This is a genomic window from Streptomyces sp. NPDC046716, assembly GCF_040645755.1.
In the GTDB taxonomy this organism is placed as follows: Bacteria; Actinomycetota; Actinomycetes; order Streptomycetales; family Streptomycetaceae; genus Streptomyces.
This window is the reverse complement of sequence record NZ_JBEYYU010000006.1, coordinates 40,276-53,953: the sequence shown is the minus strand read 5'-3', so window position 1 is coordinate 53,953 and position 13,678 is coordinate 40,276. Positions and strand designations below refer to the sequence as shown.

The 13,678-nt window shown below is 73.3% G+C and carries 11 protein-coding genes and 1 pseudogene; 8 read left to right on the top strand and 4 right to left on the bottom strand.

Annotation, left to right across the window (positions count from 1 at the left end):
- Nucleotides 1–31: 31 nt before the first annotated feature.
- Both asnB and ABZ930_RS06415 read left to right on the top strand, forming a co-directional pair.
- Nucleotides 32–1,873, top strand: coding sequence for an asparagine synthase (glutamine-hydrolyzing) (gene asnB, locus ABZ930_RS06420; protein WP_361542389.1), 1,842 nt, complete (start codon nucleotides 32–34; stop codon nucleotides 1,871–1,873).
- 124 nt (nucleotides 1,874–1,997) lie between these two features.
- A complete protein-coding gene (locus ABZ930_RS06415; protein ID WP_361542386.1) occupies nucleotides 1,998–2,387 on the top strand; it encodes a VOC family protein in 390 nt (129 codons plus the stop codon).
- A gap of 53 nt (nucleotides 2,388–2,440) precedes the next feature.
- Here ABZ930_RS06415 and ABZ930_RS06410 read toward each other — a convergent pair whose 3' ends face one another.
- Entirely contained in the window at nucleotides 2,441–2,677 is a 237-nt protein-coding gene (locus tag ABZ930_RS06410) for a hypothetical protein (RefSeq protein WP_361542383.1), read from the bottom strand.
- A gap of 58 nt (nucleotides 2,678–2,735) precedes the next feature.
- Nucleotides 2,736–5,891, bottom strand: a complete 3,156-nt coding sequence (locus ABZ930_RS06405) for a cytochrome P450 (protein WP_361542380.1) — start codon at nucleotides 5,889–5,891, stop codon at nucleotides 2,736–2,738.
- A 196-nt stretch (nucleotides 5,892–6,087) separates the two neighbouring features.
- Between ABZ930_RS06405 and ABZ930_RS06400 the strand changes: the two genes are divergently transcribed.
- Complete coding sequence (locus tag ABZ930_RS06400) at nucleotides 6,088–6,729, top strand: PAS domain-containing protein (RefSeq protein ID WP_361542879.1); 642 nt, start codon at nucleotides 6,088–6,090, stop codon at nucleotides 6,727–6,729.
- On the opposite strand, the gene ABZ930_RS06395 is transcribed toward ABZ930_RS06400, so the two are convergent.
- Nucleotides 6,630–7,193: an SRPBCC family protein gene (locus ABZ930_RS06395; RefSeq protein WP_361542377.1), complete on the bottom strand. Its 564-nt coding sequence runs from the start codon at nucleotides 7,191–7,193 to the stop codon at nucleotides 6,630–6,632. The two genes, ABZ930_RS06400 and ABZ930_RS06395, sit on opposite strands and share 100 nt — an antisense overlap.
- A 180-nt stretch (nucleotides 7,194–7,373) precedes the next feature.
- On the opposite strand from ABZ930_RS06395, the gene ABZ930_RS06390 reads away from it, so the two are divergent.
- Complete coding sequence (locus tag ABZ930_RS06390) at nucleotides 7,374–8,345, top strand: glutathione S-transferase C-terminal domain-containing protein (RefSeq protein ID WP_361542375.1); 972 nt, start codon at nucleotides 7,374–7,376, stop codon at nucleotides 8,343–8,345.
- 37 nt (nucleotides 8,346–8,382) lie between these two features.
- Entirely contained in the window at nucleotides 8,383–9,534 is a 1,152-nt protein-coding gene (locus ABZ930_RS06385; RefSeq protein WP_361542372.1) for a dihydrofolate reductase family protein, read from the top strand.
- A 63-nt stretch (nucleotides 9,535–9,597) separates the two neighbouring features.
- Here ABZ930_RS06385 and ABZ930_RS06380 read toward each other — a convergent pair.
- A pseudogene (locus tag ABZ930_RS06380) lies at nucleotides 9,598–10,371 on the bottom strand (DMT family transporter); the annotation flags it as partial.
- A 116-nt stretch (nucleotides 10,372–10,487) separates the two neighbouring features.
- Between ABZ930_RS06380 and ABZ930_RS06375 the strand changes: the two are divergent.
- The 3 genes from ABZ930_RS06375 to otr(A) all read left to right on the top strand — a co-directional run bounded on the left by ABZ930_RS06375 (nucleotide 10,488) and on the right by otr(A) (nucleotide 13,565).
- Complete coding sequence (locus ABZ930_RS06375) at nucleotides 10,488–11,111, top strand: TetR/AcrR family transcriptional regulator (protein ID WP_361542369.1); 624 nt, start codon at nucleotides 10,488–10,490, stop codon at nucleotides 11,109–11,111.
- Nucleotides 11,108–11,542 (top strand): protein-tyrosine phosphatase family protein, encoded by a 435-nt coding sequence (locus ABZ930_RS06370; RefSeq protein ID WP_361542366.1) that lies wholly within the window; start codon nucleotides 11,108–11,110, stop codon nucleotides 11,540–11,542. The genes ABZ930_RS06375 and ABZ930_RS06370 overlap by 4 nt, the downstream gene beginning before the upstream one ends.
- A 133-nt stretch (nucleotides 11,543–11,675) precedes the next feature.
- A complete protein-coding gene (gene otr(A), locus ABZ930_RS06365) occupies nucleotides 11,676–13,565 on the top strand; it encodes a tetracycline resistance ribosomal protection protein Otr(A) (RefSeq protein ID WP_361542363.1) in 1,890 nt (629 codons plus the stop codon).
- The last annotated feature ends 113 nt before the right edge of the window (nucleotides 13,566–13,678 follow it).

Sequence of the window (13,678 nt, the reverse complement as noted above, 5' to 3'; positions counted from 1 at the left end):
CACGGCGGAACGGCAAAGCGGGAGGAAGCATATGTGCGGCATCACCGGCTGGGTCTCCTTCGACCGTGACCTGCGGACCTCGCACCACACATTGGATGCGATGACGGCGACCATGGAATGCCGTGGCCCGGACGACCGCGGCACCTGGATCGACGGCCCCGCGGCGCTCGGCCACCGCAGGCTCGCCATCATCGACCTGCCGGGCGGACGGCAGCCCATGACCGTGGAGACACCCGGCGGCACGGTCGCGATGGTGTACTCGGGCGAGACCTACAACTACACCGAGCTGCGCGCCGAACTGGCCTCCAAGGGCCACGAGTTCAGGACCGACTCGGACACCGAGGTCGTACTGCGCGGCTATCTGGAGTGGGGCGAGGAGCTGCCCGGCCGGCTCAACGGCATGTACGCGTTCGCCGTCTGGGACGGCCGCGTCGACAAGCTGGTCATGGTCCGCGACCGGATGGGCATCAAGCCCTTCTACTTCTACGAGACCCCCGACGGCGTGCTGTTCGGATCCGAGCCCAAGGCGATCCTCGCCAACCCGCTCGCCCGGGGCCGGGTCTCCCTGGAGGGACTGCGCGAGCTCTTCACGTTCGTGAAGACTCCGGGACAGGCCGTGTGGGACGGCATGCACGAGGTCGAGCCCGGCACCGTCGTGACCGTGGACCGGTCCGGGCTGCGGGCCCGCGCCTACTGGACGCTGGAGACGAGGGCGCACACCGACGACCGGGACACCACCATCGCCACGGTCCGCGAACTGCTCGACGACATCGTGCGCCGCCAGCTCGTCTCGGACGTGCCGCGCTGCACGCTGCTCTCGGGCGGCCTGGACTCCTCGGCGATGACGGCGATCGCCGCCCGGCAGCTGGCCGGGCGGGGCGAGACCGTGCGCAGCTTCGCCGTCGACTTCCTCGGGCAGGCCGAGAACTTCGTCGCCGACGAGCTGCGCGGCACACCCGACACCCCCTTCGTGCACGACGTGGCGAAGGCGTCCGGCACCGATCACCGCGACATCGTGCTCGACTCGCACGCGCTGGCCGACCCCGAGGTACGCGCCCGGGTCATCCGGGCCCGCGACCTGCCGGCCGGCTTCGGCGACCTGGACGCCTCGCTGTACCTGCTGTTCAAGGCGATCCGCGAGCACTCGACCGTCGCGCTGTCCGGCGAGTCCGCGGACGAGGTGTTCGGCGGCTACCTCCAGTTCTTCGACGAGGAGGCGCGCAACGCGAACACCTTCCCGTGGCTGGTGAACATGGGCCGGCACATGGGAGACGACGCGGACGTGCTCCGCCCCGACCTCGCGAACCGTCTCGACCTCGGCGGCTACGTCGCCGACAACTACGCGGGCGCCGTGCGCGGCATCCAGCGCCTCGACGGCGAGAGCGACTTCGAGTACCGGATGCGGCGGATCTGCCATCTGCACCTGACCCGCTTCGTGCGGGTGCTGCTGGACCGCAAGGACCGGGCGAGCATGGCGGTGGGCCTGGAGGTGCGGGTGCCGTTCTGCGACCACCGGCTCGTCGAGTACGTGTACAACACCCCCTGGGCCCTGAAGTCCTTCGACGGCCGGGAGAAGTCCCTGCTGCGGGAGGCGACGGCGGACGTGCTGCCGAAGTCGGTGTACGACCGGGTGAAGAGCCCGTACCCGTCCACCCAGGACCCGAAGTACGCGGTCGCGCTCCAGGACCACACCAAGGACCTGCTGGCACGCCCCTCGCACCGGGTCTTCGACCTCGTCGACCGCGACCGGGTGCACCGGGCCGCGCACCGCGAGGCCCCACAGATCACCCAGGGGTCGCGGCGCGGCCTGGAGCGCACGCTCGACCTGGCGCTCTGGCTGGACATGTACAACCCCGAACTGGCCCTGGACTGACCGGAGCGGCCCATCGGTGGCCGGGCGCGCCCGGATGTGCCTATACTCCCGGCCGCATCGCGTGCCGGTCACCGACCGGGTGAGGCATGGAGGTGCCGGAGTTGCCTTCTGGAGGCAATCCACCATGTCCGTCCAGCTCAATCACACCATCGTCCACTCCCGGGACAACCGGGAGTCGGCCGAGTTCCTGGCCCACATCCTCGGTCTCGAGGTGGGGGCCGAGTGGGGCCCGTTCATCGCCCTCGAACTCAGCAACGGCGTCACACTCGACTTCGCGTCGATCCCGGCCGAGTCCATCGTGACGCAGCACTACGCCTTCCTCGTCACCGAGGAGGAGTTCGACGGCATCTTCCGGCGCATCGAGGACGCCGGAATCACCTACTACGCCGATCCGCACGGCAAGCAGCCGGGCGAGATCAACCACAACGACGGCGGCCGTGGCGTGTACTTCATGGATCCCGTGCGCCACGGCATGGAGGTCATCACCCGCCCCTACGGGGGCGGCGACGCCTGACACCGCCTGCGCCACCCCCTCCGGGCCGTCCTCGTGCGGCGGCCCGGAGGGGCTCAGCGGAAGTCCGTGACGGCGAACACCATCAGCACCGTCCCGACCACGACCGCCGACACCGCCAGCGCCCCGAGGCCCAGCGCCATGCGCCGGGCCGGGCGACAGACGAGTTCGGCATCCTCCTGGCGCACCGTCGCCGAACACGGCAACATCGCCAGACCGTAGGTCACCAGGCCCGCCACACCGACCGTCAGGCCCAGTCCCAGCCACGTCACACCCGCGGACATAAAGGACATGTATCTGATTCTGGGCCCTGTGTGACGATCCCGCTACGCCAGGCTCCGGCCAAGGCCCTCACCCCGCGTAGACGTCCTCCACGTACCGCCCCTCGGCCACCAGTCCGGCCAGCCACTCCTCGGCCGCTTTCTCGTCCGCGCCGGGGGTCCGCTCCCGGTACAGCGAGCGGAACGCGGCCCGCACTCCGGGCGCCATGCGGGCGCCGTCCCCGCAGACGTAGACCCGTGCTCCGGCGTCCAGCAGCCGGCCCACCTCGGCGGCCTCGGCGGCGATGCGGTGCTGCACGAACGCCTGGTCGTCGACCGGGGCCTCGCTGAAGACGGGCCGCAGCGAGACGGTCCCCGCGGCATCGGCGGCGCGCAGTTCGTCGGCGTGCAGGAAGTCGCGGTCGGGGTGGTCGCAGCCGAAGTAGACCAGGGCGGGCGGCAGGCCGGCGGCGCGTTCGGCGACGGCGCCGCGGAAGGGGGCAAGACCCGTACCGGCCGCGACCATGATGACCGGTTCCGGCGCGTCGGGCCGGATGCGGAACGCGTCGCGGCACGGTTGTACACGCCCGAGGACCGTCTCGCCGGGCCGCAGTCCGGCCAGATGGGTGGAGCCGGTGCCCCGGTGACGGCCGCGGCCTGATGCGGCCGGTGCGTCGAGGACGGACACCATCAGGTCGATGTGTCCGGGTTCGCCCGTCACCGGGCTGGACGAGATCGAGTAGTGGCGCGGGCGCAGCGGCGGGAGCACGTCCAGGAGCGCGGGCCAGGTGAGCGCGCCGCGCAGTGCCGGGTGGTCCTCGACCAGTTCGACGAAGGTGCGCGGGTCGTCGGCCGGGAGCGCCTTGAGGGCGGCAGCCTCGGGCGGGCACGGGTTGGCGGCGGCCAGCACGGCCACCGCGTCGGGGGTGGGCCGGTGCCGCAACTCGACGTGCAGGGTGAGGAGTTCGCGCACGGTCAGCGGGCGGTCGACGGCGAGAGCGGTCCGCCCGGGCCGGTTGTCGCGCAGGTCGAGCAGGGTGTCGGGATCGAGGCCGAGCGCCGCCACGGCCCGCTCCACGAGGGCGGGTTCCTGGGCGGGGAGCACGGCGAGGTGGTCGCCGGTGCGGTACGTCGTCCCCTCGGGCAGGGCGAGCCGAAGGAAGCGCTTGGCGCGGGGGTGTCCGGGCGCCGTGAGGTCGTAGGACTCCGTGACGGTCAGTTCGCCGAGTCCGTGCCGGGCCGCGGCTGCGGCGAGCGGCCCGCCGGTGAGCTCGCGGATCTCGTACACCGCCGAGGAGGCGGGGGCGGCGCCGGTGGCGTCGGGGTCGCCGTAGCGCTCCAGGAGAGCGGTGCGCAGCCGCGCGGTGAAGGTGCGCACGGTGCCGTTCAGGTCGCCGGAGGCGTCGGCGGCTGCGCGCTCGCACAGCCGGTCGGCGCCCGCGGCGGCGAGCCGGTCGTCGATGCGGGTCGGGACGTGCTGGTAGGTGGCGGCCCAGTTGCGGTCGCCGACACCGAGGACCGCGTACACGACCCCGTCGGGGATGTCGTCGAGTGCGGCGGCGAACTGCTGCGCGTCGTCGGTGGGCCGGCCGTTGTACGAGGCGGCGACCACGATCACGGGGCGGTCCGTGGGCAGGGCGCCCGCGTAGGCGTCCAGCGGCGCGACCTCGGTCTCGCAGCCGAGTGCTCCGGCCTCGTCGGCGAGCTGCTCGGCGAGGCCGGAGCAGGTGCCGTAGTTGCTGCCGTGCAGGAACAGGGCGCCGGTGCCGGGGCGTACGCGCACCGGCAACCCGGCGGTGTCGGCGGCCCGTTCGGTCCCGGTGGCGGCGCCCTGGCCGGGCAGCGGGCCGTGGCGGCGGTCGGCCGGGGTGCGCGGGGCGAGGGTGAGGGTGAAGCCGTCCGGTTTCATGGTGAGGGTCTCCTTCACCGTGAGCCGGTAGTCGGCGTGGTCGCGCAGCCGGTAGCGGTGCACCAGCATCGCGAGCAGCATGGTGGCCTCGTGGAGCGCGAACTGCCGTCCGATGCAGGCGCGTTCGCCGGTACCGAAGGGCTTGAAGGCGTGCACGGAGCGGGCGGCCTCGGCCTCGGGGGTGAACCGGGCGGGGTCGAAGCGCTCGGGATTGTCGCCCCAGACGGGCTGCCGGTGCAGCATCGGCGCGAGGACGGTGACGCCCTGTCCGGCGCGCAGCGGGATGCGTCCGCCGAGGAGGGTGTCCTCGCGGGCCTGCCGGCTGAAGGCGGCGGCGGTGGGCCACAGGCGCAGCGCCTCGTTGAGCACCTGCCGGGTGTAGGTGAGGCGGCCGACGTCGTCGAAGCCGGGCTCGGGGTCGGCGGTGTCGCCCCACAGCTCGTCGACCTCGCGGCGTACGAGGTCGAGGGCGGCGGGGTTCTTGGCGAGGTAGTACAGCGCGAAGGACATCGCGCCGGACGTCGTCTCGTGTCCGGCGATGAGGAAGGTGATGACCTGGTTGCGGATGTTCGCCGCGTCCAGCGTGGAGCCGTCCCGGGGGTGTTCGGCGTTCAGCATGAGGCCGAGCAGATCGTCGCCGGCCGCCTCCGTGCCGCGTACGCGGGCGGCGATGACGTCGTCGACGACCTGTGCGAGATGGTCGGCGTCGGTGCGGAACGCCGCGTCGACGGCCGTGTGGTCGCCGCCGGGGACGCGGGCGAGGCGCTTCATGCTCCATTCCAGGCAGCGCACCATCGACTCGACGAAGGGGTGGGGCCCGTCGCTGTCGAAGGATCCGAAGTCGTAGCCGAATCCGGCGAGTCCGATGGTGTCGAGGGTCATCCGGGTCATGTCGCCCGGTACGTCGACGGGGCTGCCGTCGCGGGCCGCGCGGTCCCAGCTGTCGAGGACGCGGCGGGCCACGCGGTACATGACCGGGTGGTACGTGCGCATCGAGCCGAGCGCGAAGGCGGGCATCAGGATGTCGTGGGCGCGGGCCCAGTTCGGCTCGTCGTCGTAGGCGGTGAACAGGCCGTCGGCGGCGAACTCCCGGACGTTCTGCAGGGCCGGGCCGATGTGTTTGGCGAAACGGTCCTCGTCGGCGAGTTCGGTGACCAGGTCGAGGTCGGCGACGAAGAGGGCGTCGCGGCCGTGCAGCCGGCGCACGAGGGCCGGACCGTGCTGCCGCATCAGGCCCATGACCTGCTGGAGCGGGGCCGGTCCCGGGCCGGTGGCGGAGATGTCGATGAGCGGAAGGCCGTCGGTGGGGGGCGGCGGGAGCAGCGCGTTGTGCGGCATGGTGCGACAACTGCCTTTCGCGGAGCGGTGGATCGGAGCTTCCAGCTTGGCTCCGCTCCCCCGCCGGTCGTCGCAGGTGCGCTACATGATTGTGTAGTGGCCGGCGGCGCGCCGGGGTTGTGCCGGACGCCGGTCCGTGACATGCCCGTCGGAAGGGGAGGGCGCCGTGGACGCGGTGGTGTGGCGCAATCGCGCGATGGTGCTGTTCGACCGGATCCCGATGCCGGTCGCGGTGTGCGACCCGTACGGCACGGTGCGTCTGGCGAACGCGGCGCTGGCCGCCGAGTGGGGCACGACGCCGGGCCGGCTCAGGGGCCGGGACATGCTGGATCTGTTCCCGCCGCTGGACGCCGCCCAGGTGGAGCGGATCGCCGAGGCCCTGAAGCTGCGCCGGCGGTCCCGGTACACGGTGTCGGTGACCTGGCGGGACACGCACGGCGCGCGGCGGCAGGGCGAGCTGATCGTCGACCCGGTGAGCGACGCCCCCCACGCGCTGCCGGATCTGCTGGTCATGCTGCGCACGGCCGCCGCGTCCCCCGCGGATCCGGTCGCGCCCGCACCGGCGGCGGAGGCGCTGCACCCGAACGAGGAGCGGATCCTGGCGCTGCTGGCGGCGGGCGCGACGACCGCGCGGGCGGCGCGGGAGACGGGCCTGACGACGGACGGCGTCACGTACCACCTGCGGCGGCTGTCCCGCCGGTGGGGCGCGGCGAACCGTACGGAGCTGGTCGCCCGCGCCTACGCGTCGGGGGTGCTGGTGTCCGGGGTGTGGCCGCCCCGGGTGGCGTCGTCCGAGCCGGGGACCGGCGCGCCCGATGGGAACTCCGCCGCGACGTAGGCGTCGTACAGCTCCTTCCAGGCGGGGGTAGACGACGCCTCCGCCTCGCCCCGGTCGGCGGCGTCGAGGGCGTTCAGGCAGACCTCCCAGCCCGCCGCGTTGCGGGCGGCGGTGTCGGCGCTCTCCAGCACGTTCGTCAGGGTGAGCCGGGTGGAGCCGTCGCCGAGCGCTGTGACGTCGAGGCGCATTTCGTCGGCGCCCCAGGTGTAGGAGAGGTGGTGCGGGGCGTCGGCGGCGAGGACGGTGCCGGTGGACTCCGGCATCTGAGGGTCGTCGAAGAAGCGGATGGTGGCTCCGGGGCGCAGCTCGGCGGCCTCGAACGTCGAGGGGAACCAGCGGGCCAGCGCGGCGGGGTCGCTCGCGTAGCTCCAGACCTGTTCGACCGGGCGGCGGTAGGCGCGGGTGAGGCGGACGGCGGGGCGGCCGTCGTCCAGGGTCAGGAAGTCACCGGTGAGGATCGTCATGCGCGCACACCTTCCACGGTCCGAAGGGCCCTGGGCGCTGGATCTCCCGGAGCGTCCCATGGACCGTATTCAGCCTCTCACCGCGCACGGGACGCCGCCTCCCGCACCAGCGGTGGTACGTCCCGCGTTTCCCGGGCAGGCTCGTGGACGTCCGTATCCGGTTCTCCAGGGAGATGTGTCATGGACGGCAACGCCTCGCTCGGCAAGAAGGCCTTCAAGCGCTCCCGCAGTCACTTCGCCGACCGGATCACGGCCGACGGGCGGGACGGCTGGCCCGTCGAGGCGGGCCGCTACCGGCTCGTCGTCAGTCTGGCCTGCCCCTGGGCGAGCCGCGCGCTGGTGGTGCGGCGGCTGCTCGGCCTGGAGGACGCCCTGCCGCTCGCGGTCACCGACCCGATCCAGGACGACCGCAGCTGGCGGTTCACGCTCGACCCGGACGGCCGTGACCCGGTGCTCGGCATCCGCTATCTCAGCGAGGCGTACGACGCCCGCGAGAAGGACTATCCGGGCGGGGTGAGCGTGCCGGCGATCGTCGACGTGCCCTCCGGGCGGCTCGTGACGAACGACTACCAGCAGATCACCCTCGACCTGGAGACCGAGTGGACGGCACTGCACCGTCCCGGCGCCCCCGATCTGTATCCGGAGCCGCTGCGCGACGAGATCGACGAGGTCGCGGAGGGGATCTACCGCGACGTCAACAACGGCGTGTACCGCGCCGGGTTCGCGACCGGGCAGAGCGAGTACGAGGCCGCGTACGGCGATGTGTTCGGCCGGCTCGACACGGTGTCGCGGCGGCTGTCCGGGCAGCGGTACCTGGTCGGCGACACGATCACGGAGGCGGACGTCCGGCTCTTCACGACGCTGGTGCGGTTCGACGCCGTCTACCACGGTCACTTCAAGTGCAATCGCAACAAGCTGACCGAGGATCCGGTGCTGTGGGCCTACGCGCGGGATCTGTTCCAGACGCCGGGCTTCGGCGACACCGTCGACTTCGACCACATCAAGCGGCACTACTACCAGGTGCACGCCGGGCTCAATCCGACCCGGATCGTGCCGCTCGGCCCCGACCTGGCGGGCTGGTCCGCCCCGCACGGGCGGGAGCGGCTCGGCGGGCGGCCCTTCGGTGACGGCACCCCGCCGGCTCCTCGGTAGGGTCGGCGGGTACGTCCTTCCCGGTCACGGAGTCGCCATGCCCCGCCCTCATGTGCTGTTGTCCGCCGCCGTCTCGCTCGACGGGTGCCTCGACGACACGGGAGAGGGGCGACTGCTGCTCTCCGGTGCGGAGGACTTCGACCGCGTCGACGCCATCCGTGCGGCGAGCGACGCGATCCTGGTCGGCGCGGGAACGCTGCGCTCCGACCGGCCCCGGCTGCTGGTCAACTCCGCGGCGCGCCGCGCCGGGCGGGTCGCCGACGGGCGGCCCGCGTATCCGCTGAAGGTGACGGTCAGCGGGTCGGGCGAGCTCGATCCCGGCGATCCGTTCTGGACGACGGGCGGCGAGCGTCTCGTCTACAGCACGGACCGGGGCGCGGCCGTCGCCCGGGCCCGGCTCGGCGCGGCGGCGCGGGTGGTGGCGCTCGGGGCGGCCGTCGACTGGGCGGCGCTCCTGGACGACCTGGGCGGGCGCGGCGTGCGGCGGCTGATGGTCGAGGGCGGGGCACGGGTGCACACGCAGCTGCTGCGGTCGGGGCTGGCGGACGAACTGCGGCTCGCCGTCGCCCCGTTGGTGGTCGGGGAGCCGGACGCACCCCGCCTGTTCGGGCCGGGCGACTATCCGGGCGGGTCGCGCAGCCGGATGCGGGTCCTGGAAACGGAACAGGTCGGCGATGTGATCGTGACCCGGTACGCGCCGACCGTGCCCGGCACCGCGGACACGGCCACGGCGGCGGACCGGCACTGGCTGCGGCTCGCCTGCGACCTGGCGGCCGACTGCCCGCCGTCGGAGACGGCGTTCAGCGTGGGCGCGGTGGTGGTCGCGGCGGACGGCACGGAGCTGGCGCGGGGGCACTCCCGGGAGGGCGGCGACCCGGTCGTGCACGCCGAGGAGGCCGCGCTCGCGAAGCTCCCCGGCGACGATCCGCGGCTGGCGACGGCCACCGTGTACAGCAGCCTGGAACCGTGCGCCCACCGCGCCTCACGGCCGAAGCCGTGCGCGCGGCTGATCGTCGACGCGGGGGTGCGGCGGGTGGTGACGGCCTGGCGCGAGCCGGACACGTTCGTGCCGGGCGCCGACGGGATCGGCGTCCTGGCCGGGGCGGGTGTCGTCGTGGCCGAGATCCCGGAGCTCGCCGAGGCCGCGATCCTCCCCAACCGTCACCTCGTCGCGCCCGCGGGTTCCTAGCCGTACGACGACCACGGCGGCGAGACCGAGCGCCAGGCCCAGGGCCGTGCGCAGCCCGAAGGGCTCGCCGAACATGAGGGCGCCCCACACGGCGGTGACGGGCGCCATCAGGAACATCAGGGTGTTCACGCGGGTCAGGCCGTCGCGGCGCAGCACGACCCAGTACAGGCCGTAGCCGCCGAAGGTGGACAGGCAGACGAGCCAGACGAGGGAGAGCCAGAAGGACGGCGCGGCGGGCGGCGTCGCGTTCCCGGTGGCCAGGGCGAGGCCCGTGAAGACGACGGCGCTCGTCGCGCAGTGCACGCCGAGTCCGACCATCGGCTCGACGCGGGTGGTCGAGCGGCTCTCCACGAAGGTGGCCGCGACCAGCGACATCATGCCGAGGAACGGGATCCCGTACGCCCACGGGGGCACGCCCGTCACGGCGGTCGCGTCGGCCGTGGTGACGACGAGGACGCCGGCGAGACCGAGGCAGAGGCCGGCCCACTGGCGCGCGGTGACGTACTGGCGCAGCAGCGGTCCGGCGAGGGCGCCCGCGACCAGGGGCTGGGTGCCGTCGATCAGGGCGGTGGTGCCACTGGAGACGCCGAGCTGGATGGCGTAGTAGACGGTCAGCAGATAGCCGCTCTGCGAGAGGGCGCCGACGACGGCCTGCCGTGCGAGGCCGCGCGCGGTCAGCTCGCGGACCGCACGGCGCCCCACCACGGCGGCGAGCACGAGCGCCAACGGCAGGAACCGCCACATGAGCGTGGTCACGGCGCTCGCGTCGGCGGCGCCGAGTTTGGCCCCGATGAAACCGGAGCTCCAGGTGAGGACGAAGCCGATGGACAGCAACACGTTCACGGTGCGGACACCACCTCGTGGACGACATCGGAGGGACAGACGGCACGGGTAAACAGATCTGTTTACCCACCATCGTTCCCCGACTATACAGATCGGTATAGTCTTGCGGCATGGCCCCTCCTTCCGCCCCGCAGGTCTCCCCCGCCGTCGAGCCGGACCGACCCGATCTCACGCCCGCCGCGCTCCGGGTCCTGGACACCGCGTCGCGGCTGTTCTACGAGCGCGGGATCCACGCCGTGGGCGTCGATCTGATCGCCGCCGAGGCGGGGGTCACGAAGAAGACGCTCTACGACCGGTTCGGGTCCAAGGAGCAGCTCGTCGTCGACTACCTGGCCACCCGGGACGCCCGCTGGCGCGACTTCCTGGCCGGGCACCACGATCCGGCCGATCTCGGCCCCGCTGAGCGGATCCTCGCGGTGTTCGACGCGTCCCAGGAGTGGATGGCCGCGCACAGCGGCAAGGGGTGCAGCATGGTCAACGCGCACGCCGAGATCAGCGACCCGGCCCACCCCGCGTACGCCGTCATCACCGGGCAGAAGCGGTGGATGCTGGAGCTGTTCACCCGGCTCGCGCACGATGTGTCGCCGGACGCCTCACGGGAGTTGGGGCGTTCTCTGATGCTGCTGCACGAGGGTGCGCTCGTCTCGGACGGACTCGACGTGTTCCCCGACGCGTTCGGGCGGGCCCGCAGGCTGGCGGCGTTCCTGCTCTCGGCCGCGCGGGAGGCGCGATGACCTGGACCCCGGACGCGCCGGGCGTCCTTCGGCTTCCCTCGGGGCGGCTCGTACGAGGACGGGGGCTGCGCGCGCCACTGCCACCGGGCCCGCGTCCCGCCTATGCGGTCTATCTGCTGGGAAGGCAACCCCCGCCAGTGGACTGGGAGTTCACCTGGCTGCGCTGGCCGGACTTCCGGCTGCCGGCGGACCGGCCGCGGGCCCGCGAGGTGCTGGCCGACGTGTGGCGGCGCAGCGCGGACGAGCGGGTGGAGGTGGCGTGCGCGGGCGGGCGCGGCAGGACCGGGACGGCGCTCGCGTGCCTCGCGGTGCTCGACGGCGTCCCCGCGGCCGAGGCGGTGGCATACGTGCGGCGGCACTACGAACCGCACGCGGTGGAGACCCCGTGGCAGAAGCGGTACGTGCGCCGGTTCGGGCCGCCGGGAAAATGAGTTGCGCGGACCCCCGGCCCGGTGAGCAGGATGGCCCGGTCACAGCCCTCATCTGAGCAGGAGAACGGAATGCGCCGATTCCTCGAAGCAGTTCAGCGCCCCCGCCGGACGATTCTCGAGGACTCGACCTTCCATGCAGACCCCGCAGGTTCGCACCACCCTGAACATCGGCATTCTCGCCCACGTCGACGCCGGTAAGACCAGCCTCACCGAGCGGCTGCTGTTCGACTCCGGGGCCATCGCCCGGCTCGGCAGCGTCGACGCCGGTGACACCCGTACCGACACCGGCGCGATCGAGCGGCGGCGCGGCATCACGATCCGCTCGGCCGTCGCCGCGTTCACCGTCGGCGACACCCAGATCAATCTCATCGACACCCCGGGCCACAGCGACTTCATCGCCGAGGTGGAGCGCGCCCTCGACGTGCTCGACGGGGCCGTCCTGCTGATCTCCGCGGTCGAGGGCGTACAGGCGCAGACGCGCGTGCTGCTCAAGACGCTGCGGCGGCTCGGGCTGCCCACGCTCGTGTTCGTCAACAAGATCGACCGGGCGGGCGCACGGACCGGCCCGCTGCTCGACGACATCCGTCGCAGGCTCACCCCGTACGTGGTCCCCCTGTCCCGGGTCCGCCACGCGGGCACTCCCCGGGCGACGGTCACCGCCCGCGCCCTGGACGACACGGCGGCCCGGACGCTCGCGGAGGTGGACGACGCGGTCCTCGCCGCGCTGGTCGACGGGGCGCCGCCGACCGCCGGTGCGCTGCGCCGGGCACTGGTCGCGCGGACGGCCGAGGGGCTGGCGCATCCCGTGCTGTTCGGGTCCGCGCTCGGCGGTCAGGGAGTGCGTCAACTCGTCGACGCACTGGTGGAGTTCCTGCCCGCGGCGGGCAAGGGGGACGCGTCGGCGCCGCCCGCCGCGACCGTGTTCGCGGTGCGGCGCGGGCCCGCCGGTGAACGGGTCGGCAGTCTGCGGATGTACGACGGTGAGCTGCGGGCCCGGCAGAAGGTGACGTTCCTGCGCCGGGACGCGGAGGGCGGCACCGTGGCGGTGCCGGCGCGCATCACCGGGCTGCGGGTGGCCGGGACCGGCGGGGACGTCGCCGGGCCGGGCCGGATCGCCGAGGTGCGGGGCGTCGCGGGCATCCGGGTCGGTGACCGGCTCGGCGGGACCGACGGCGGGCGCTCCCGGTTCGCGCCGCCCACCCTGGAGACCGTCGCCCGCGCCGTGCAGCCGGGACTGGGGGCCGCGCTGCGCACGGCCCTGCTCGACCTCGCCGACCAGGACCCGCTGATCCATGCCCGTCCGGCCCCCGGCGGCGCGACGGCGCTCCTGCTGTACGGGGAGGTGCAGAAGGAGGTCCTGGGGGCCACGCTGGCCGAGGAGTTCGGCATCGAGGCGGTGTTCGAGCCGAGCCGGATCCGGTGCGTGGAGCGCCCGGTGGGCACCGGCGAGGACGTCGAGGAGATGGGGCACCGCAGTACGACCGGGCTGCCCGCGACCGTCGGCCTGCGCGTCGCGCCGGGGCCGCCCGGCTCCGGCCGCGTCTTCACGTACAAGACCGAACTGGGCGCCCTGCCCCGGGCGTTCCACCAGGCCGTCGAGGACACGGTGCGGGGCACGCTCGCCGCGGGTGGGCTCCGCGGCTGGCCGGTGACGGACTGTCATGTCACCCTGATCCGCTCGGGGTTCGACTCCCCGGTGAGTGTGGCCGGGGACTTCCGCACGGTGACGGCGCTCGTGGTGCGGCGGGCCCTTGAGCGGGCCCGCACCCGGGTCCACGAGCCCGTGCACACCTTCGAGGCGGAGATCCCCCTCGACGCGCTCGCCCCGGTGAGCGCACAGCTCGCCTCCCTGGGCGCCGAGTTCGGGCGGACCACGGGCGGCGAGACGTCCTGGCTGATCACCGGGGAGCTGACGGCGCGCAGGGTGCGGGAGATGGAGCTGGCTCTGCCGGGGCTGACGCGCGGCGAGGGCGTGTGGTGGTCACGGGTGTCGGGCGATCGGCCGGTGCGGGGAACCGTGTGACGCGTCGTCGGGTGCGGGTGGGTGGGGGCCGGTCGCGCAGTTCCCCGCGCCCCTTCGACGGAGAACACGCGTGACCACCCTCACCACCCCCTACGGATTCGCCGGAACTGCTC